The organism is Austwickia chelonae, assembly GCF_003391095.1.
Lineage (GTDB): Bacteria > Actinomycetota > Actinomycetes > Actinomycetales > Dermatophilaceae > Austwickia > Austwickia chelonae_A.
This window is the reverse complement of the sequence record NZ_CP031447.1, coordinates 2,782,415-2,802,581: the sequence shown is the minus strand read 5'-3', so window position 1 is coordinate 2,802,581 and position 20,167 is coordinate 2,782,415. Positions and strand designations below refer to the sequence as shown.

General features: G+C 66.8%; 17 protein-coding genes. 7 read left to right on the top strand and 10 right to left on the bottom strand.

Annotated elements, in window-relative coordinates; translation table 11 throughout:
* Nucleotides 1–49 precede the first annotated feature (49 nt).
* Nucleotides 50–460, top strand: coding sequence for a BlaI/MecI/CopY family transcriptional regulator (locus DX923_RS12375; protein ID WP_240322628.1), 411 nt, complete (start codon nucleotides 50–52; stop codon nucleotides 458–460).
* Nucleotides 457–1,446: a M56 family metallopeptidase gene (locus DX923_RS12370; protein ID WP_116115351.1), complete on the top strand. Its 990-nt coding sequence runs from the start codon at nucleotides 457–459 to the stop codon at nucleotides 1,444–1,446. Before DX923_RS12375 ends, DX923_RS12370 begins: the two co-directional genes overlap by 4 nt.
* On the opposite strand, the gene DX923_RS12365 is transcribed toward DX923_RS12370, so the two are convergent.
* On the bottom strand, nucleotides 1,413–2,297 hold the full coding sequence (locus DX923_RS12365) for a glycosyltransferase family 2 protein (RefSeq protein WP_162872948.1): 885 nt from the start codon (nucleotides 2,295–2,297) through the stop codon (nucleotides 1,413–1,415). The two genes, DX923_RS12370 and DX923_RS12365, sit on opposite strands and share 34 nt — an antisense overlap.
* 143 nt (nucleotides 2,298–2,440) lie before the next feature.
* Here DX923_RS12365 and DX923_RS12360 point away from each other — a divergent pair, with 143 nt between their 5' ends.
* Nucleotides 2,441–2,836 carry a VOC family protein gene (locus tag DX923_RS12360; RefSeq protein ID WP_116115347.1) on the top strand — a complete coding sequence of 132 codons (396 nt, stop codon included), beginning with the start codon at nucleotides 2,441–2,443 and terminating at the stop codon, nucleotides 2,834–2,836.
* A gap of 68 nt (nucleotides 2,837–2,904) precedes the next feature.
* On the opposite strand, the gene pta is transcribed toward DX923_RS12360, so the two are convergent.
* Entirely contained in the window at nucleotides 2,905–4,971 is a 2,067-nt protein-coding gene (pta, locus tag DX923_RS12355) for a phosphate acetyltransferase (RefSeq protein ID WP_116115345.1), read from the bottom strand.
* A gap of 1 nt (nucleotide 4,972) precedes the next feature.
* Nucleotides 4,973–6,184: an acetate/propionate family kinase gene (locus tag DX923_RS12350; protein WP_116115343.1), complete on the bottom strand. Its 1,212-nt coding sequence runs from the start codon at nucleotides 6,182–6,184 to the stop codon at nucleotides 4,973–4,975.
* A 28-nt stretch (nucleotides 6,185–6,212) separates the two neighbouring features.
* Here DX923_RS12350 and DX923_RS16260 point away from each other — a divergent pair, with 28 nt between their 5' ends.
* From DX923_RS16260 to DX923_RS12340, 3 genes are all read left to right on the top strand, one after another.
* The gene (locus DX923_RS16260; RefSeq protein ID WP_162872947.1) at nucleotides 6,213–6,353 is read left to right on the top strand and encodes a hypothetical protein; all 141 of its coding nucleotides are present in this window, start codon (nucleotides 6,213–6,215) and stop codon (nucleotides 6,351–6,353) included.
* 293 nt (nucleotides 6,354–6,646) lie between these two features.
* Nucleotides 6,647–7,498, top strand: coding sequence for a siderophore-interacting protein (locus tag DX923_RS12345; protein WP_116115341.1), 852 nt, complete (start codon nucleotides 6,647–6,649; stop codon nucleotides 7,496–7,498).
* Nucleotides 7,499–7,597: 99 nt separating this feature from the next.
* On the top strand, nucleotides 7,598–8,425 hold the full coding sequence (locus DX923_RS12340) for a hypothetical protein (RefSeq protein ID WP_116115339.1): 828 nt from the start codon (nucleotides 7,598–7,600) through the stop codon (nucleotides 8,423–8,425).
* A gap of 101 nt (nucleotides 8,426–8,526) precedes the next feature.
* On the opposite strand, the gene DX923_RS12335 is transcribed toward DX923_RS12340, so the two are convergent.
* Entirely contained in the window at nucleotides 8,527–8,808 is a 282-nt protein-coding gene (locus DX923_RS12335) for a DUF1540 domain-containing protein (RefSeq protein WP_116115337.1), read from the bottom strand.
* Nucleotides 8,809–8,940: 132 nt separating this feature from the next.
* Nucleotides 8,941–10,431, bottom strand: coding sequence for a DUF1846 domain-containing protein (locus DX923_RS12330; RefSeq protein ID WP_116116321.1), 1,491 nt, complete (start codon nucleotides 10,429–10,431; stop codon nucleotides 8,941–8,943).
* Between the two features lie 72 nt (nucleotides 10,432–10,503).
* On the opposite strand from DX923_RS12330, the gene DX923_RS16255 reads away from it, so the two are divergent.
* Nucleotides 10,504–10,704 carry a hypothetical protein gene (locus tag DX923_RS16255; protein ID WP_162872946.1) on the top strand — a complete coding sequence of 67 codons (201 nt, stop codon included), beginning with the start codon at nucleotides 10,504–10,506 and terminating at the stop codon, nucleotides 10,702–10,704.
* A gap of 59 nt (nucleotides 10,705–10,763) precedes the next feature.
* Here the strand turns inward: DX923_RS16255 and DX923_RS12325 are convergent, their stop codons facing one another.
* From DX923_RS12325 to DX923_RS12305, 5 genes are read right to left on the bottom strand one after another with little or no spacing between them, the layout of a single operon-like run.
* Nucleotides 10,764–11,918, bottom strand: a complete 1,155-nt coding sequence (locus DX923_RS12325; RefSeq protein ID WP_116115335.1) for an adenosylcobinamide amidohydrolase — start codon at nucleotides 11,916–11,918, stop codon at nucleotides 10,764–10,766.
* Nucleotides 11,915–12,904: an ATP-binding protein gene (locus tag DX923_RS12320; protein WP_116115333.1), complete on the bottom strand. Its 990-nt coding sequence runs from the start codon at nucleotides 12,902–12,904 to the stop codon at nucleotides 11,915–11,917. The genes DX923_RS12325 and DX923_RS12320 overlap by 4 nt, the downstream gene beginning before the upstream one ends.
* Nucleotides 12,901–14,898: a magnesium chelatase subunit D family protein gene (locus tag DX923_RS12315; RefSeq protein ID WP_116115331.1), complete on the bottom strand. Its 1,998-nt coding sequence runs from the start codon at nucleotides 14,896–14,898 to the stop codon at nucleotides 12,901–12,903. The genes DX923_RS12320 and DX923_RS12315 overlap by 4 nt, the downstream gene beginning before the upstream one ends.
* Nucleotides 14,895–18,761 (bottom strand): cobaltochelatase subunit CobN, encoded by a 3,867-nt coding sequence (gene cobN, locus DX923_RS12310; protein WP_116115328.1) that lies wholly within the window; start codon nucleotides 18,759–18,761, stop codon nucleotides 14,895–14,897. The genes DX923_RS12315 and cobN overlap by 4 nt, the downstream gene beginning before the upstream one ends.
* Nucleotides 18,758–19,846: a radical SAM/SPASM domain-containing protein gene (locus DX923_RS12305; protein WP_162872945.1), complete on the bottom strand. Its 1,089-nt coding sequence runs from the start codon at nucleotides 19,844–19,846 to the stop codon at nucleotides 18,758–18,760. The genes cobN and DX923_RS12305 overlap by 4 nt, the downstream gene beginning before the upstream one ends.
* Nucleotides 19,847–20,167 lie beyond the last annotated feature (321 nt).

The following is a 20,167-nucleotide window of genomic DNA, read 5'->3' as shown; positions in this document are numbered from 1 at the left end:
CACATAGTCGACTATGCATCGTCGTCGACGGTCTGGGAGACTCGGGGCCATGACGCGAGGAAAGAGCACCGGTGATATGCGCGCGCCACGCCACGCCGACAGCCCGCGCCTGGGCCCTCTCGAAGCCCACGTCCTCGACATTCTTTGGGATCGGGGCCCCTCTTCCATCCGCGACATCATCACCGTCCTCGACGGGCGCCCCGCCTACACGACCATCGCCACCGTCCTCGGTCACCTCGTCGGCAAAGAACTGGTCGAGGCGCACAAGGACGGCCGCTCCGTACGCTATGCCGCTCGCACCAGCCGTGAAGCCCACACGGCATCCCTGATGAGTCATGCCCTCGACGCCAGCCATGACCGGGCTGCATCCATCCTGCATTTCGTCGAAGCCATTCCTGAAGGTGATCGGGCCCTGCTCCGCGCCTATCTCGCTGACCAGGAGATCGGAGGGCGGCGGTGATCGCCGGGATCGATCCACTTCTGGTCGTCGCGATGACGATCATGCTGGGGCTCCTGATCTCAGCGGTCGGTGCGCCATTCCTGCTCCGCAGGGCCGCGCCCGCGCTGATGCACCGGCCACGCACCGCTGCGCATCTGCTCACCGCGGGGATGGGCTTGTGGGTGCTGGCCACGCTTGCGCTCGGCCCGCTGTTCGCCTGGGTGCTGGCCGGTCCTCGGCTGCTGGGGCACACCCCTCAGAGCTGTGGTCGGTGCTCGGTCGGCTCCAGCGACGGTCCCTTTGCCACGGAGATCCCTCCAAGCGCAATTTTTCTTCTCGTGGCATCGGCGCTCGTCGGAGGCGCCCTCGTGTCGTCCCTGCTGGTAGAAGGATCCCGTCGGGCCCGGATCACCAGGCAGGCGTCGGCCCGCCTGCGTCGCCGGGGAGTGTCCACGACGCTGCATGGACACGATGTCCTCGTGGTCGACGACCCGCAGCCCTTCGCGGTGGCGCTGCCCGGACGGCGCGGCGGTATCGTCCTGTCCACCAAGGCGCTCGGCGTCCTCGGGCAGAAGGAACTGGCTGCAGTTCTCGCTCACGAGGCCGCTCATCTCGAGCAAGGACACCACCTGCTCGGTGGGTTCGCGGCGCTGCTGTCCCGTCCGTTACGGGCGGTGCCGCTCATGGCTGCGGCGGCAGACGCTGTTCCCCACTACCTGGAGATCGCGGCCGATGACGCGGCCAAGGCGTGTGTCGGGACTCCGGCTCTGGCTTCTGCCTTGCTGCTGCTGGGTGAACCTGCCGGGCCGCGTGAGACCGAGTTCTGCGAGGCGCATGCTCTGCACGCCGCTGGTCCGCAACGGATCCGGCACCTGGTGTGTCCGGTCGACCCTGCTCCGGCGGCTCGCCCGGCCGTCCTCCTCGCCGCCGGTGTGATCGCCCTGGCCTTGGCCGGAGCGACGGCGCCGCTGCCCTATGTGGGAACAGCCCTCCGGGGATGTCTCTGATCCGGGTGGGGGAGTGCGGGCACCGTCGCCCGGTTCAGCACTCGGCGGTAGCGCGCCCGGGTCGCGGGGCGGAAAGAGCGGGCCAGCTGGTGCACGGCATCCCGGATGGCTGCGGGGTCGGCGTGGGCATCGAGCCGGGCTGCGATCCGGCTGCCGAGTACGAGGTTCAGATTCGCCCAGTAGGAACTTTGCAGTTCGGGCTGGGCCGTCATCAGCGCCAGATAGTCGGTGCTTCCGGAGATCTGGGTCCGGGAGAACCGGTAGCCGATCATCGGCGTGGCCACCCGTCTCAGTTTCGATCTGTTGGCGGACATTCGTAGCCAAAGGTCGTAGTCCTGGCCTCGGCGAAGGCGTTGATAACCACCCACCGCTTCCACCGCGGCTCTGCGGGCCAGCATGCTGGAGTGGAACAGTGGGTTGTGGATCGCCAGGATCGTCGGCATCTCCTGGGCCGGTAGGGAGAAGGTCAGACTGGGCCGGGCGGGGTAGCCGGTACCGAAGGCCACAGCGCCGCTGAAGACGGCATCATGTCCTTCCAGTGCGGGAATCGCCCGGCGGAAACGCCAGGGCAAGGAGATGTCGTCGGCGTCCATGTTCGCGACGAATTCGCTGTCTGTGGAATCCAGAACGGTTTGTCGTGCTGCGCCGCTGCCTTGTGATGCGGCGTGGCGGATCACCCGGACCCGACGGTCGGCCAAGGACTCGATCTTTTCGATGGTCCGGTCGGTGCTTGCATCGTCGCAGACGACCAGTTCGGTGTCGGCGGGTGCAGCTCGCAGGGTCGAGGAGACGGCCTTCGCGACGGTTTCTTCTGCGTTACGGGCAGCCATCATGATCGTCAGCCTGGGCACATTCTCTCCAATCGACGGGGGAGATGATCTTGGACTCGATTCCGCTGACGCGGAAAAATCGGTTATTTCGGATATCTCGCCACTGTAGTGGTGCTCGCAGCGCTCCAGTGGCATTCCGGTGACACCACCAGGAGAATGGATCAATGTCGCGAGTCATCCATTTCGAGATCCATGCCGCGGACGTCCCCCGGGCTGTCGCCTTCTACCAGCAGGTCTTCGGCTGGCAGATGCAGGACTGGAGCGAGTACGTCGGTGCGCCCTACTACGGGGTGGTCACCGGCGAGGACGGCGAGCCGGGGATCAACGGTGCGATCATGCAACGTCAGACGCCCAACCCGGAGGTCGGTGGTCCAGTCGCGGGAGCCGTCCTCACCGTCGGGACCGAGGACTACGACGCCCTGGCCTCTCGGATCGAGGAAGCCGGGGGCACCGTGGCCATGGAGAAGTTCGCCCTACCGGGGATGGCCTGGCAGGGGTACTACCACGACACCGAGAACAATGTCTTCGGCCTTCACCAACCAGACCCGGAAGCTGCCTGAGCGCAGCAGAACGCGGTGGTGCCCCCGCCCGAGGGCGGGGGCACCACCGCGTTCTAGCGGGTCCTGGATCAGGCCGACGGCGCTGCGGCCTGGATGGCGGTCAGCGCGATCGTGTACTCGATGTCCTCGACCAGGGCGCCACGCGACAGGTCGTTGACCGGGGCGGCGATGCCCTGCAGCATCGGGCCGACGGAGATGACCGAGGCGGAGCGCTGCACGGCCTTGTAGGTCGTGTTCCCGGTGTTCAGGTCGGGGAACACGAAGACCGTGGCCTTACCGGCCACCGGCGAGTCCGGTGCTTTCGAGCGGGCGACCGAGGCGGTCGTCGCAGCGTCGTACTGCAGGGGGCCGTCCACGGCGATGTCCGGACGCAGCTCCTTGACCAGGTTCGTCGCCGCTGCGACCTTCTCCACATCCGCCCCGGAGCCGGAGGTCCCGGTCGAGAAGGAGATCATCGCGACCCGCGGGTCCAGACCGAAAGCAGCTGCCGAATCGGCCGACTGGATCGCGATGTCGGCCAGCTCGTCGGCATTCGGGTCGGGGTTGATCGCGCAGTCGCCGTAGACGACGACCTCGTCGGGCAAGCCCATGAAGAACACCGAGCTGACCAGCTTCGCCCCAGGCTTGGTGCCCAGGATCTGCAGCGCCGGACGCACCGTGTTCGCGGTGGTGTGCACCGCGCCGCTGACCAGACCGTCGACCTCGCCCAGGTGCACCATGACGGTGCCGTAGACGACGGAGTCGCACAGCTGTTCACGAGCAGCGGCTTCGGTCATGCCCTTGTGCTTGCGGCGTTCGACCAGGGCGTCGATGTACTTCTGCGGGATGTCGGTCGGATCGATGATTTCGATCGACTCCGGCAGGGTGAGCCCCAACCGGCTGGCCGTGGTCTCCACCTCGTCCCGAGGGGCCAGGAGCACGCAGTGCGCGATGCCCTTGTTCTCGCAGGAGATCGCGGCTTCGACGGTCCGCGGCTCCGAGCCCTCCGGCAGCACGATGCGCTTACCGGCCTGGCGGGCGCGCGTGGTCAGGTAGCGACGGAAGGCGGCCGGGCTGAGGCGGCGCTTCGCCCGGTCGTCGGTGAGGGACTCCACCCACTCCTCGTCGAGGACGCTGGCCGTGGTCTCCATGACCAGACGGGTGCGGGCGTCATCGTCGGGAGCGACCTCCGGGCCGTGCGAGAGCACCCGGTTGACCGCGTCGATCGTGTGGTCCTCGGTGGCGTAGATCGGCAGACCGGTCTTCAGCGCGGGCTGGCAGAGCTCCAGCACCCGCTCGTCGGCCCGGATGCCTGCGGTGAGCAGGACCCCAGCCAGACGCACGCCGTTCATGGTGGCCAGCGCGGCCGAGACCAGCACATCGTGCCGGTCGGCGGGGACGACGACCAGCTGGCCGTCCTTGAGTGCGGGGAGGAAGCCCGGCATCGACTGGGCCAGAACGGCTGTCGACTTGATACGCCGGGTCTCGTCACCGTCGTCGTTCAGCTTCTTCAGGCCCAGCTCCTGGGCGAGATCGCTGACCCGCGGCCAACCCGTGGCCTCGGTGGCCTCCACGAAACCGACGACACGCTCACCGCTGTTCTCGAAAGCGGCCCGGTAGTCGGCTTCGGTTCCCGGTGCGCCCCGACGCAGGACGATGCCGAGTACTCGGCTGGCCTCACCCACTCGGTAGCTGGCGGCGCTGCCCGTCGTGATGGACGCGATGGCCTGTGGGTCGTGGTCCTTGATGGCGCCGACGACCACGACCTCGGCGTCGAGCGCCTTGGCGAGCATGTGGTTGACCCGCTGGGAGTAGACGTTCTCCCCGGAGGGGACCAGCCCCTCGATGACGACGACGTCATGGGCGGAGAGGGTCTCGTCGGCAAGGGCGACGACCTCTTCCATGAGGTCGTCGTCCTGTCCCTTGGACAGGCCTGCTTCGAGCGCGGCGACGCTGATGGGGGCGGGCGGGTTCAGCGGGGTGACCAGGCGGACCAGGTCGACGGCGTGGTCCGGGCGGCCGTGCAACGCCTGGGCGAAGGGCTTGAGGTAGCCCACGTCGATGCCTCGCTCGTCCAGGGCCTGCAGCAGGCCCAGGGCGGTGGCGGTGCAGTCGGCGCCGTGGTTGGCGGGGACGACGAGGATGCGGCGGCTCATCTCAGCCTTCCTGTCCCGCTGCGGCAGTGATGCGCTGCGCGTCGCGGGCGATGACGAGCTCTTCGTCGGTGGGCACGACGACCGCAGCCGCTGCTCCCGGCTGGGTGATGGTGCCGGCGGCGCCCCGGATGCAGGCGTTGTTCGCCTCGGCGTCGAGGACCAGGCCGAGGAAGCCCAGGTGCTCGATGACGCGGGCGCGCACGCCTTCGTCGTTCTCGCCGATGCCGCCGGAGAAGACGAGCAGGTCGAGGCCACCCAGCGGCACGGCCAGCGAGGCGACGTACTTGGCGATCCGGTAGCAGAAGACGTCCAGGGCGAGGAGGGCGTCGGCGTCGCCGGAGTCGGCTGCCGCCCAGACCTCGCGCAGGTCGTTGCTGACGCCGGAGAGGGCGAGCATGCCGCTGCGCTTGTTGAGGGCATCGGTGACCTGGTCGACATCGGCGCCGGTGCGGCCGGCGATGTAGGCGAGGATGCCCGGGTCGAGGTCGCCGGAGCGGGTGCCCATCATGACGCCTTCGAGGGGGGTCAGGCCCATGGAGGTGTCGACGCTGATGCCGTCCTTGATGGCGGTGAGTGAGCATCCGTTGCCCAGGTGGGCGGTGACGACGCGCATTTCGGACAGGGGGCGTCCGACCATCTCGGCGGCCTGTGCGGAGATGTACAGGTGGCTGGTGCCGTGGAATCCGTAGCGGCGGACACCGTAGTCGGTGTACCACTCCTGCGGGACGGCGTAGCGGTAGGCCACGGCGGGCATGGTCTGGTGGAAGGCGGTGTCGAAGACGCCGACCTGGGGGACGTCGGGGTAGGTCGCGGTGACGGCCTCGACCCCGGCGATATTGGCGGGGTTGTGCAGGGGCGCGAGGGGGATGCACCGGCTGACCTCGGCCATGGCGGCCTCGTCGAGCAGGACGGACTCCGCGAAGGAGGCGCCGCCGTGGACCATCCGGTGGCCGACCGAGCTGATCTCCACGCCGTGGGCCTGGGCCCATTCGGTGACCCAGGAGAGGATCCGGCCGACGACTCCCTGGTGGTCGGTGCTGGTCATGCCGTCGAGGGCTGTCTTCTCGGCGCCGATCTTCGCCGTGATCGTGACCTCGGGGGTGCCGACCCGCTCGGAGAGGCCGCTGAGGTGGCGGACCCCCGTGACCGGGTCGATGAGGGCGAACTTGACAGATGAGCTGCCGCAGTTGAGGACGAGTACCGCTGTGGACACGTCGTGTGAACCTTCCAGAGTTGGTGTCATGACCGGCCGGACGCCACACATCTCCCGATCGCCATCCGCCGTTGGTCGGACCATCACCGGAGGCTCGGGTCTCATGCGTGCCGCGTACCTGGTGGTCGGAGTCGATCGTGCTTCGGACTCGGCCGGGCCGGGAGTCTGACCAGTATACGTACCCGCTGTCAGGCTGCTGTCGGGCTCGAGGTCGAAGCACGGGTTTGCAGCTGCTGCATCTGGTTCGGATGCTCGTTGAGCTGGCTTCGGCGAGGTGCGGGGTGTTGTCGCGATGGGGCGCGTGGTGAGTCGACGGGTGGCTTGGTGTCCTATTCCGGAGGGTAGCCAGGAAAAGGACGATCACCCTTTGTGAGGTTAGCCTTACCTTAGTTTTCTGGAGGGGGTGGCCCCTGAGGTCACGGCCGCTCCGGGAGCGCACCCTGCTTCTGGAAGAAGGATGGAATGAGCTATTCGCTGGCTGAACGCGCTTACCTGGCCTTGATGTCCGGCGCGGCCGAGCACCTGATGGCCACTCCGCCGCGCCGGGAGGTCTACGAGCTGGCCCGGGCCGTGGTGACTGCCGTGGAGGATGTTGCACCCCAGGTACGGCGGCTGACGCTCCGGTCCGAGCATTTCCGGGAGTACACCAGGCTGGGCGCCGACGAATACTTCGGTCTGGTGATGCCTCGACCTGACCGACCGCTCGTGCTCCCCGAAGGCAACCGGCTGGACCTACGCAAGGAGATCATCCGGATGCCGGAACAGGATCGGCCGGATCTGCGGTGGTACACGATCCGGGCGCACCGGCCTGCCGAGGCCGAGGTGGATGTCGACATCGTCATCCATGAAGGGGGTCCCGGCGGGGCATTCCTGCGCCTGGTCCGACCGGGTGACGAGGTCGGATTCCGGGAGGGGACCGGCGGGTATCGTGCGCCGGTGAAAGGGGAACGGCATCTGCTCGTCGCGGACGAGGCGGCTTTTCCTGCGCTCTCGGCGATGGCCGACCACGTGCAGGAAACCGTCGGGTCGACGGATGCCGTCATCGCCTACGTGGAACTGCCGACGCCGGACCATGCCGCTCGGATCCAAGCGCCCTTCGAGATCATCCAGGTCTGTCGGGGGGAGGGCGACCCAGGTTCGGCGGTGCTTCCCCTCGTGGCCGAGGCCGATACGACGGGGGTGACCTACGCTTGGGTCTGCGGTGAGCAGTCACTGGCGGCTGCGGGGCGGCGCCATCTGGTGAAGGAGTGCGGCCTGAATCGTCGCTCGGTCCTCTTCTCCGGCTACTGGCGGCGGGGCGCGGCGCGCCCCTGATCGAGGAGGTGGGGCACATCTCCAGGGCGGTCGGACTCCTCGGGAAAACAGGAAAGGTAAGGTAAGGCTCACCTGACTCACCGGCGAAAGGTCCTGCTTATGACGCCGCCCTCCGGCTCGGCCACTCTCCAGCTCGAGCAGGCCCTGGCCTGTCGTACCCGGTCCGCAGCCCGCCGCATCCTCTCCGGCGCAGGTGCCGCGTCCTTCGTGGCTTTCCGTATCGACCCCGAACGCGGGCACCCGGTGATCGCCCACGGGCTCACCACGCGGGGCGACTTCGTGGTGGCCCTTCTCGACGAGCGATCCAGCGACTGGGGAGACGAGCCCGTCAAGGTGCGCTGTGACATCAGACGGGAGGCGGCCGAGCCGCGGGTGCGGATCACCTCGGCGACGGTGCACATGCTCGGTGACATCGACTGGATGACCGAGGAAGGCCGGACCTCCTGCCTGAAGGAAGGCGTCCTTCCCGAAACGATCGTGACCGTCGCCGGGCTCCCCGGCCTCAGGATCGGCACGATCAGGGTCGACCGGGTTCTCGTCCACGACTCCTCCGGGGCGACGCCCCTGTCTTTCGACGAGATCGTCGACGGGGCCCCTCGAGAAGAGCCCTTTCCTCAGCAAGGCGACGAACTCGCTGCGCATGACGTCATCGCGGCCACGACGGTGCCGGAGCTGCACGACGTGTGCGAGGCGGTCAGGGGCGGTCGGCTCGTCGGCCGCCTACTGGCTGAACGTCCGAGCCACCAGCCGTGTGTGCACGTGCGTGGTGAGGTCTTCTGCGTCGACATAGACGAGGGTGGCGTGACCTTGATGAGGGTCGGTGATGAGGTCACCGATGTCGTCTACGGGGCTTTCCGGGGTCCGGTCCGGGATCTGGCCGGCCTGCGTACTGAGATCGATTATTTGATCCGTTGTGCCCGCCATTGAGTATCGACTCCCGGCGGGAAAGCATCGCCCGGACGTGAGGAGGGGCGGAGCCACATCGTGGTCTCCGCCCCTCCTCACGTCCGGGCGACGTGGTCCGGTGGTCAGCGCGCCGAGTAGGACTCGCAGCGTGCGCTCTCGCCACCGACCTCAATACCGTCGGCGGTGCACATCAGGTCGGTGTTATGGGTGCAGTCGAGCCGCTGGCATGCGCCGACCCGGCTGTCGGTGCTCTGGCCTCCGCCACGGGCGTCCAGGGCGATGAAGGTGCTGCAGGAAGCGCCGCCGGAAGGGCCCCCGACGGTGATCGCAAAAGCAGTGCACCCGGAACGGTTGTAGGAGCACGAGGTGGTCGAGCACGAGGAGACGGTGGCAAGCGCGGACATGATGAGCCTTTCGGACGAGGGGTGTCTTCGGTGGAAGGACGGCAGTTCGCCCGTATATCCCGAACTCATGACGTTAGGCCTCTTGACGTGAGCCCGCAAGAAAGGTAAGGCTCCCCTGAATTTCTTACTGGTTCAACGCTTTCGGTAGAGCTTCTCCGTCTGGTAGACCGGCTCGCTGGTCACATGGACGCCCAGCTGACGGAAGATGTTCTCGTCGACCGGTCCGAGGATGACACTGGTGTGTACATCGCAGCCACGCAGATGCTGCAACTCGGCCATCGCCCGCTTGGCCAGCGGATCGGTGTTCGCGCTCACCGCCAGGGCGATCAACACCTCGTCGGTGTGCAAGCGCGGGTTATGGCTGCCCAGGTGACCGGTCTTCAGGCTCTGGATCGGTGCGATGGTCTCCTTCGAGAGCAGATGCACGTCCTCGTCGATCCCGGCCAAGGCCTTCAAGGCGTCCAACAGCATCGCCGAACAGGCCCCCAGCAAAGCCGAGGTCTTGCCCGTGATGACCCGGCCGTCGTGCAATTGCACCGACGCCGAAGGAGCCTTCGTCCGGGCAGCCATCTCCAGAGTGGGGGTGACCACGGGGCGATCGGTCCGTTCGATGCCCAACCGGCTCAGCACCAAGGCGATCCGCTCGGAGGACACCGGCTCCAGGCCGTCCCGGTGCTCGTGGACCAACGCCTGGTAGTAGCGTCGGATGACCTCCTGGCGGGAGGCTTCACGGCAGACCTCGTCGTCGCTGATGCACCGCCCCACCATGTTGACGCCCATGTCCGTGGGAGAACGGTACGGGGAGTGCCCGAGCAGCCTCTCGAAGAGGACGCTCAGGACCGGGAAGACCTCGACGTCACGGTTGTAGTTGACGGTCTGCTCGCCGTAGGCCGCCAAGTGGAAGGGATCGATCATGTTGACATCGTCGAGATCGGCCGTGGCCGCTTCGTAAGCCATGTTGACCGGGTGGTCCAGCGGGAGGTCCCAGATCGGGAAGGTCTCGAACTTGGCGTACCCGGAACGGATCCCGCGTTGGTGGTCGTGGTACATCTGCGACAGACACGTGGCCATCTTGCCGCTGCCCGGCCCCGGAGCGGTCACGACGATCAGGTCACGGGTGGTCTCGACGTACTCGTTGCGACCATAACCGTCATCGCTGACCACCTGGGCGATATCGCTGGGGTACCCCGCAATCGGGTAGTGACGGTAGACCTTCAGCCCCAGCCGCTTGAGCTTGCGACGGAAAGCCGCCGCAGGCTGGTTGTCCGGGGTCATCCGGGAGATGACGACGCTGCCGACGAGCAGGCCGTACGACCGGAAGGTGTCGATCATCCGCAGGACGTCCTGCTCGTACGTGATGCCCAGGTCGGCGCGGATCTTGTTCCGGGTCAAGTCCTTCGCGCTCACGACGATGACGATCTCGACATCGTCCTTCAAGGTCTCCAACATGACGACCTTGTTGTCCGGGGTGAACCCGGGAAGGACCCGCGAGGCGTGCAGGTCGTCGAAGAGCTTGCCCCCGAACTCCAGGTAGAGCTTGCCCCCGAGCTGCTCACGGCGGGCCTTGATATGGCCCGACTGCAGTTCCAGATACTTCTCCCGGTCGAACCCGGTCTTGCGCATGGTCACTGATACTCCCTTTCAACCGACCCCTGGACGATACGCCGACTGGCTGAACTCGAGGTGAAGACGTCCGTGACGACCCCGACCGCCACGTCCGACAGTCCTCGCCACGACCTGTGGAGCCATCAGCGGGCAGACCCGCCGGGGTCATCCGCTGCTCCTGCCCTGCCGCCCGAAGGTGTCCGTCGCGTGCAGAGCGACCATGACGGCCCCTTTGCTGCGCTCGGAATCGCGACGACGACCTCGCTGCCGCAGTCTTCTGCCATTCTGTGACCGAGAAGCTTTGCCTGTCAGGAGAACTTGCCGAAGCTACCGGCGAAGAATCAGGTCAGTCATCCCGAAAGACGGCTGTGTAAAGACCGCCATTTCAGCGCATACCCCACAGCAAACGCCTTGGGAACCAGCGAGTCAGGGGCGAGATCCTCACCCTCCAGCTGGCTTCGGAGTTCCTGGACATTGGCTTCGCCCGCCGCAACAGCCGCCGCAATCAACGCGCCGCCCCAGGCTGCGTACTCCTGAGCGCGGCTCGCTGGAAGTATCCCCGCTGTGACCTGATCGACCACCTCTGCCAGCCCGGCCACTGCCGCGACGACAAGAGGATCAGCGTCAAGACATCGAATGTTCTCAGCCAGAAGAGCGGCCTCTCGAGGAGCCAGATCCTGTTGCGCACGCTCGACCAAGAGCGGAAGGGTCACCCCAAAACGTGCCAACTGGGCTGATACTGACCGCCGAGACGAGGGCTCCAAACCGTTCTGCAACACCAGCGCATCCCGCAGGGCACCGGCCACGGCCTGAGAGACGAGCTCACCGAGAACCACATGGTGCCCGGCGCTGTGCAGCGGCGTTCCCACACCGATCGGACAGGCCAGGGCGTACTGATCCGTGCCTGTCCCGGTGGCCCGGCCACAGCTGTACCTCGAACCCACGACGAGATCCTGCAAGACCGCGGACTTCGCCTCCGTCGCATTCATTAACGCCCGAGCAGTCGCACCCGAGGTCAGCTCGTGATTGACGAAGACCATCGTGTTAATGGTGCCGTGCTCCGGCTGCTGATGCTCAGCGACACGGTCGTAACGCCCGTCGACTTCGACGACCGAGGCAGGGTCACCGGCTCGGCCCGCGTTGCCCTCCACTCCTGCAGTGCACACCGCAGTCACCCTCAGATCGTCGAACGACCGGGTTGCCACACCCGCACAACGCATCGACGCCGCAGTGCCCAGACTCGCTGTCAGATCCGGATCGACCCCATGGGAAGCGCACAGCCGATCATGCTCGGCACGTTGATGAGTGGCCAGATAGGACATCACCTCACCGCCATGACCGGCCGGTTCGCAGGACTGATGGTTGTACAGGGCGACCAGATCCTCACGCATCCCCCCGTGACGAGGGCAGGTCGACAGCACCCGTACCGGACGCTCGAAACGGGCCAAGATCACCCGGTCATGTCCTTCCACAGCGACAATCCCCGGCCAACTGAACAGCCTCATCGAGAGACCCCGATCGGCTCCAACGGACGCCGCCGCATCCGATGCGGTAGAACGAACCGGGCAGCCGTGTCCACATCGGACTCCTGCACTTCGCCCCGGCCTGCCCAGGCGGCCAAGGCCGCCGCTGCCCGCATCATGGTCAGATCCGCCCGATGCCCGTCGACCCCGGCGTCCAGACTGGTCTGAGCGATCCGGTGCAACAGTCGATCATCGACGGTGACCCGGCCGATACCTTCCATCGCCTCGGTGATCCGTGCCGCCAGACCTGCGCTCTCCGAAGCCCAGGAAGCGACGAAGGACTCAGGGTCGGCGTCATAGCGAGCCCTGCGCCGCATAATGGTCACCCGCTCGGTCAGATCAGCGCTGCCCGCGACTGTCACACACAGACCGAACCGGTCCAACAACTGCGGACGCAGCTCACCTTCCTCCGGATTCATTGTCCCGACTAAGGAGAAACGAGCAGGGTGTGACACACTCAACCCCTCGCGCTCAACCGTGTTCACTCCCATGGCCGCTGCATCGAGCAACAGGTCGACGACGTGGTCGTCCAACAGATTCACCTCGTCGACGTACAGGATGCCTCGATGAGCCGCCGCCAACAGCCCCGGCTGCAGGTCACGTTGTCCCCGGGCCAGCGCATTCTCCAGATCCAAGGTGCCCGCTACCCGATCTTCCGTGGCGCCGACCGGCAGCTCGACCACCGGCACTCGCACCGATGCCAGCTCCGGATCCGGTCCCAGATCGGGACCTAGGTTGCCACGTAGTTCGGTGTACTCGGCGAGGGAGAGGTGATAAGGCGAGCCAGCGACTTCGACCCGGTCGGGCAGAAGCTCGGCCAAAGCTCGCACCGCAGTGGACTTCGCTGTGCCTTTCTCTCCCCGGACCAGCACCCCGGACAGTTCCGGGGAGATGACAGCCAGCACGAGAGCCAGTTTCAGGTCGTCCTGACCTACGAGAGCGGCGAAGGGATACGGGGGCCGGGTCACGTGGTGTGTCCTTTCACGAGGCCGACCAGGTCGTCGGCATGCAGGTCGTCGATGGAATAACAGGGAGCATGCAGTGCTGCAGCCAGCTCCTTGGCCAACCCCAGCCGTAAAGCCTTCGGATCCTCGGTGTCGACCACGACCCAGGTCACTCGTGGATCCTCACCCAACCGCCTAGCCAGCTCCACCGCCTGTGCACAGGCCTGAACATCGGGCAGGTCCACCGCGGCATTGGCGCGGCCATCGCTGATCAACACCACCAAGGGGCGCAGCAGTGGCTCCCGACGGAGCAAAGGCGCCAACACCTCCGCTGCAGCACACAGACCGGCAGACAGGGGAGTCCGTCCCCCCACCGGAAGCTCCTCCAGCAGACGGTTCGCCATCTCGATCGACGCCGTCGGTGGGAGCAGGACCTCCGCAGCCCGGCGACGGAAAGCGACCATCGCGACCTTGTCCCGTTTCTGATAAGCGTCCAGCAGAAGACTCAGCACCGCGCCCTTGCTGGCGACCATCCTGCCCCGGGCGCCCATCGACCCACTCGCATCGACGACGAACAGGACACAGCTACCGGTACGGCGCTCGCGGACCTTTGCCTGCCAATCCCCAGGGCGCACGATGACAGCGGGTAATTCACACGTGCCCCCACCTTCACGACTCGCCTGGGTCCGACGGCTGCGCTGGTGGACCGCAGCTGCTCGCAGAGTCGCGTCCAGTGCGAGATCGTCGGTATCTGCTGCCGGACGGCTTCGGACATAACGGCCACGACGGTCCGCGCTTCGACTGCGATGTCGCCGCCCGGAGCCACGCCGTGCCTGACGGTCGGCGTCCGGCTCCAGCGGACGCACCCGGAAAGGATCGCCGGGAACAGGGGCCGGGAGCCTGCCGTCGACCGGGCCGCACCCCTCAGCAGGGTCATCATCGGCCTGCACCGCCCCGCCGTCCGGCCCGACCAATCCGGAATGATCGTCACCGCGATCGGGGTGAGCGTCCTCGTCACGCCCGGGCTCGTTCCCGTCCTGACCCGGCCTGTTCTCCGAAGGCTCCTCCGACTGCGACGGATCCGGTGACGCAGCATCCTCCGGCATCGGGTCCTCCCCAGGATCCGAGGAGTCGCTTCCGGGAGTCCGTGGAGGCGCAGGCACGGCATCCCGTCGACGATGCACCAGCGCCAACTCGGCGACCGCCAGGACATCGGCCACCGAGGCCTCTACCCGGCCCTGCCAGGCTGCATGAGCGCGAGAGGCCTCGGCCAGGACCAGATCGGCGCGATGCCCGGCAGTGCCGGCCGACCGGCACAGCTCAGCGATGGTCTCGGCGACCGCGCCGCCCACCTGCACCCCGGACACCACTTCCCGGGCCCGGAGGAGCCGTCGGGACAACGACTCCTGCTCCGGGCGCCACCGGTCCACGAACGACTGCGGGTCGGAGTCGTAGGCCATGCAACGTCGCAGAAGCTCGACCCGGGTGGAGATGTCACGTTCACCGGTCACATCCACACACAGCCCGAACCGGTCGAGCAGCTGAGGTCGAAGCGCGCCCTCCTCCGGATTCATCGTCCCGACCAGGGAGAACCGAGTCGGATGGGCCAGGCTCAACCCTTCTCGTTCGACCCGGTTGACTCCGCTCGCCGCCGCATCCAACACCAGGTCGACGAGATGGTCGTCCAGAAGATTGACCTCGTCGACGTACAACACGCCGCCGTCCACCGCCGCCAGTAACCCCGGGGCGAAGACCGCACGCCCGGCCTGCAGACTGCCCGTCAGATCCAGGCCACCGGCCAACCGGTCCTCGGTCGCGCCCAGCGGTAGCGTCCGCAGGGGAGCCGTATCACCGAGCAACCGGGCCAAGGCGCGTACAGCCGTCGACTTCGCCGTCCCTTTCTCCCCTCGCAGCAGAACGCCACCGATCTGCGGCCGTACCACCGACAACACCAGGGCCAGCCGCATCGTCTCCTGCCCGACCAAGGCGGAGAACGGGAAACCCGGCCGACGGCTCATCGTTCCCCTGCCTCAACGGAATCGACCGCATCCTCCACCCCGGCCTCCGCCGACAGATAAGCCTGGGTCAACGCTTCGCGCATGTCGTCCTGCGCGTCCCACAACCCGCGCTGGGCCATGTCGAGCAACTTGTCCAGAATATTGTGCAAGGCATAGGGATTCACCTCGCCGAACCACTCCTGCATCCCGGGATCAAGAGCGTAACGTCTGGCCACCCGGTCGAACATGACATCGTCCACGACATCGGCCGTCGCCTCCCAGCCGGCCAGGATGTCCAACACCTTCGACAGATCACCCGCGCCCTTGTAGCCGTGCCTCTGCAACCCGCCGATCCAGGCCTCGTTCAGAATCCTCGACCGGATCACCAACCGCGCCTCCTCACTCGTGGTCCGATTGCGCGCCCGCCGAGGGTCCGAGGAATCCCCGACGAAGGACATCGGCGCACTGCCCCGGGACACGGTGGCCGCGGCGATCAGCCCCCCGTAGTAGTTGTAGAAATCGGTGCAACTGAGCATGTCGTACTCGCGGGTGTCCTCGTTCTTCACCGTCGCATCCATACGACGCAACTGCGCGGTGAAAGCCTCCGGCCGGGCATCGCCGTACACACCCCGCCCGTAGGCGTGGGAGGAGAACCGCACGTACGATGCAGCCAGATCACCCTTGTCCTGCCACGCCTTGGTCTCCACCAGCTCCTCGACCCCGGCACCGTAGCTTCCCGGCGGGCACCCGAAGACCCGCAAGGTCGCAGTACGCCACGCTTCCTGCGTAGACATCCCCGTCGACAGATGCTCAGGCAGATCGGCCAGCACATGCGCACGCAGGAAGTTCTGCTCGGTGTCCTCCTCCAGCGCGGCCACCAGGCCGGCCGCGTCGTCGAGCAGCTCGACCAGATTCGGAAAAGCGTCCCGGAAGAACCCCGAGATCCGGGGAGTCACATCGATCCGTGGTCGCCCGAGCTCAGTGACCGGGACGATCTCCACCCCGACGACCTGCCCGTCGGTCGCCCAACGAGGGCGTAACCCCCACAGATGCAGGATCTCGGCGACGTCCTCCCCATGGCTGCGCATATTGGCAGTACCCCACAGGATGATGCCGACGTTGCGTGGCCAGCTGCGCCCGTCCGGGTTCTCCTCCCGGTAACGGGTCAACAAACCCTCGGCGAGATCGACCCCTACCCGCCACGCCGCCGGAGTCGGCAACGTCCGCGGATCCAAGGAGAAGAAATTACGCCCGGTAGGCAGGATGTCGGCATTGCCCCGGGTCGGTGCCCCGCTCGGCCCAGGAGCGACGAAACCACCCGCGAGACCGGTCAAGACCGCTTCGACCTCGTCCTCGACCAGGGAGAGTCGTGGCACGAGATCGGTGACGACATAGGTCAGCCCGGCCTCCACCCCGGCATGCCGTCGACCCAGGACCTGTGAGACCGCCTGCGTCACGGCCTCCTCGACCACAGCGGACCCGGTCTCGAACGGCACGTCCAGACCGGCGAGGGCAATGTCGTACACCGCCTCGACCAGGGACAGGCAGGCCTCGTGCGCCCGGCGCAGATCGTCGACGACCTCACCGGAGTCACCCAGACCAGACCCGGGGAGGAACGGATCGACCCCCCAACAGTCCAGCACGGATTCACGCAGGCTGGGGATCTCACCGTTCGGGAGCCTGGTGAGCTGGACGAGATAGCCGACGACCCGCTCGCGCGGCCCCAAGCCCTCCGACGGCTGCCCCGGATCGGCAGCCACCCGGCCCAGAACATGCAGACCGTCACTGATCGCATTGTCGGACAGCTCCAACAGATAGTGACGAACGCGGTGGGCGAACCCATCCGGATCGGCCAAGGCCGCGGCTCGATCGACCTCGAGATCCACCTGTAGATCTGCCGCGAACACCGCATCCCAGAGGGCCTCGGCAACGGCCGCTGCCGCTTCCGTCGACCGGGATGCCGCGTCCGGGTACTCCCGGGCCAGACGGTCCACCGCAGCGGTCTGGTCGTCCAGGTCGGCATGACGCATCGGCGGAGGCAAATGGTCGACCATCACCGCGTGACTGCGTCTCTTCGCCTGGGTGCCCTCACCCGGGTTGTTGATGATGTACGGATAGATATTGGGCAGCTCGGCCAACGCCAGCTCGGGATAACACTCCTCGGACAGCCCGAGAGCCTTCCCCGGCAACCATTCCAGACTGCCGTGCGTGCCGACATGGACCACGGCATGGGCACCGAAGACATCACGGATCCAGCGGTAGTGCGCCAGATAGTGGTGCGGTGGAGGGAGAACCAGCTGGTGAATGTCCTCATCGATGATCCTCTCCAGTTGCCCCCGGGGAGGTTGGACGGTCAGGAAGACGTTCCCGTCGAGGAACCCGGCAAAGCTGAGCTCTCCGTCATGGACGAAGAGCGCACCGGGCGGTTCACCCCAGGAGTCGACCATGGAACAACCCACGGCATCGGGCAGCTCGGCATGCCAGGCCTGTGCGGTGGCCGAATCGGCGTGCGCCTGCGCGCGAGCATGCATCGCTTCGGGAGTCAGCCAACGCCGGTCACAGGTCAACGACTCCAACATGCGTTCCGCCAGCTCGTCGCCGGTGGCGAACTGCTCCGGTACGTCGTACCCGAGCGAAGCCATCCGCTGCAGGAGGAGCCTCACGCTCTCGAAGGTGTCCAGCCCGGAGGCACAGCCGATCCGGTCGTTGCGCGGCGGATGGTGATGGAAGACGACGGCGACCCGGCGCCGGCCGACCGGGGTCCTGCGTAACCGAGCCCAGGCCAACGCCAGAGCGACCAGTGAATCGACCCGGTCGGGGACCGGCACCAGCCTGGTCAGCAGGGCGCCGGTCACCGGATCGAGGGCATCTGTTTCCCGGGTCGCGATCATCCGGGCGATCAACGCACCGTCGAACTCCGGGTGGGCAGCTTGCACGGTGACATCGATGCTCGCCATGCCCTGCGTCGTCGCCGACCAGGTCGCCAGATCGACGCTCGAGGTCATCGCCTGCAACACCGGCACGTCCAGCCCCGGGAAGATGTCGGCCGAAGCCGGGTCGACGGCCAACAACGAGAAGCTCTGGGCATTGATGACGACATCCACCAAGGCCTTCCCGTCCCGCCGGAAGAAACGCTCCACGATCTGACGGGTATCGGCATTCCCCCGGGCGGTATCCGCGAAACGCCGCCCGAAGACCGGCACCACCTGAGCTCCCGCCGCCCGGAGCCGGTCCACCAGGGCGTCGATGTGGGCCGTGTTGTGCTGCACCCAGTACGGCTGGGGGAAGAGCACCCCGACCGTCGGGCGTTGCGGATCCAAGCAGGCCAGATAGGCGTCCTCGTCGCCGACCAACCGCTCTGCGGGCAGATACAACCCCTCGGTGGGCACCGGCGCCGGAACCGACCGCGCTTCAGGAAGATCTTCCGACGGTTCACCGCGGCGCTCGCGGACGGCGGCAGCGACCTGGGACAGGGCTGCGGTGAGATTGTCGACACCCCCGGCGTCGATGAGGCGTATCAGCCGGTTCCAGGAACCGTCGGCGAGTCCATCGCCGTGTTCCTCGACGGCGTCGGCGGCAGCGTCGTCACTTCCTGCGGGCTGAATGTGCAGGTAGGGGCGGGCCGGGTCACCACGCGGGGGAAGGACGGCGGCCAGCTGGGACCATCCCGGACAGCTGTCCATCCCGCCGTGCAAGGAAAGCACGACAGCATCGGAGGCCAGCGCCGACGCGACGAAGTCGGAGATACCGGCAGAGTCGGACAGCTGCAGCTGCCCTCGGGCGGTGACGGTCACATCGGCACCGGACTCGACGAGCCGATCGAGGGCTTGGACGACGACGGCGAGATCGCCACCGGTCGCGCTGAAGTAGCAGATCGAGGTCATGATCTGGTCCTTTCCGACTCGGCGAGGGTTCGATGCAGTACACAGGCAAGGTCGGCGCTCTCGGAGGAGCCAGGCTTTCGGGTGCTCTCCATCCGGGACGGACAGTCGCCGGGACATCTGCCGTCCAACGGGCAACGGTGGCAGGGGCCACGCAGAGGCGTGGCGCGGAACTGGGATCGCAGACAGGGCCAATCGACGTCATGGATGGTCCCGGCAGCGCGTTTCGGGTCACCGACAGCCTGTGAACAGGGGTAGACGGTGCCATCCGGGGCGACGGCCACGCTTTCGCCCAGCGAGGCATGACAGTAGGCGCCGACCGAGGCCAAGGGCCGAGATGATGGGGAACCGCGCTCAGGCCGGGAAGAGATCCTCACCGGTACGGCGTTCTCTGAAGCCAGGCGCAGCGACCGACGGACTGTTTCGAGTTCTCGCCAGACGAAGGGGGCGCAGCGCATCCGAGTCAGGCGGGTGACCACCGAGTGCAAGGACCGCAGCCCGCAAACCAACTCCGACTCCGAAGCTGTCAGGTCGGGGCGTAGCGAGGCAGCTCCCAGCGGTGTCAGCAAGTCCAGGGCCAGACCACGGATGTTGGGATAGCCAGCGAGCATCAGTGCTGTTTCACCCAGCCGCAGGACGTTCGCGGAGGTGACGACAGTGGTCACCCTGACAGGGACGCTGTGCTCGGCGAGCAGGTCGAGCCCGGCGAAGGTCTGCCGGGCGCGGCCCCGGAGGGATTCCTGCACGTCGGGCGGGCCGTCCACACTGACACCGACCCCGATCCGGTGACGGCGCAGCAGCCTCACCGTCTCCGGATCGATGCGGGTCGCATTGGTCTGGACGTCGACCCTGGCAGGTAGACCGTTCTCGGCGACATGTCGACAGACCAGGTCGATGAGTTCGGGACGCAACAGCGGCTCGCCCCCGGCGAACTGGATGTGGAAGGGGTCTCCGGAAGCCGCAGCGAGCTCGACGGCAGCCAGGGCAGTCTCCTCGGACATCACACCACGACGGATTCCTCGATAGCAGTAGAGACAGTCGAGGTCGCAGGCTGCCGTCGGCCACAGCGTCAGAGAACGGATCGGCACATTGCCTCCCGGTCCACGTGGTCGTAAGCCAGCCGGATGTTGCTCCGATGGGGTGGGCCTCCGATGGGGTGGGCCTCCGTGTCCGACTCTGTTCGGGCTGGGGCTCCCCGTAGGGCGAGCGCACGAGGAGCACTGGAATAGTAGGCGTCGGCACAGATCAGGAGACCTATTTTCCCCCATGGCTCGGAGCAGGACGCGGCTTCTGGCTGCCCGGCAAAACCGTAACTGCTGCTGGCTGGCTCAGGTGCGACGCTCAATTGAGCGCCTTGGTCGGCGGCAGAATGAACCGCGTCTCCGAGGTGGTGCAGGTTCTCTTCCGTG

Coding starts and splice junctions, on each gene's coding strand:
- DX923_RS12325 (WP_116115335.1), bottom strand. CDS start 11,918: ATGAGGCTGTTCAGTTGGCCGGGGATTGTCGCTGTGGAAGGACATGAC.
- cobN (WP_116115328.1), bottom strand. CDS start 18,761: ATGACCTCGATCTGCTACTTCAGCGCGACCGGTGGCGATCTCGCCGTC.
- DX923_RS12330 (WP_116116321.1), bottom strand. CDS start 10,431: ATGCGCAAGACCGGGTTCGACCGGGAGAAGTATCTGGAACTGCAGTCG.
- DX923_RS12360 (WP_116115347.1), top strand. CDS start 2,441: ATGTCGCGAGTCATCCATTTCGAGATCCATGCCGCGGACGTCCCCCGG.
- DX923_RS12315 (WP_116115331.1), bottom strand. CDS start 14,898: ATGAGCCGTCGGCCGGGTTTCCCGTTCTCCGCCTTGGTCGGGCAGGAG.
- DX923_RS12335 (WP_116115337.1), bottom strand. CDS start 8,808: ATGTCCGCGCTTGCCACCGTCTCCTCGTGCTCGACCACCTCGTGCTCC.
- DX923_RS16260 (WP_162872947.1), top strand. CDS start 6,213: ATGACCGGCCGGACGCCACACATCTCCCGATCGCCATCCGCCGTTGGT.
- pta (WP_116115345.1), bottom strand. CDS start 4,971: ATGAGCCGCCGCATCCTCGTCGTCCCCGCCAACCACGGCGCCGACTGC.
- DX923_RS12340 (WP_116115339.1), top strand. CDS start 7,598: ATGACGCCGCCCTCCGGCTCGGCCACTCTCCAGCTCGAGCAGGCCCTG.
- DX923_RS12345 (WP_116115341.1), top strand. CDS start 6,647: ATGAGCTATTCGCTGGCTGAACGCGCTTACCTGGCCTTGATGTCCGGC.
- DX923_RS12375 (WP_240322628.1), top strand. CDS start 50: ATGACGCGAGGAAAGAGCACCGGTGATATGCGCGCGCCACGCCACGCC.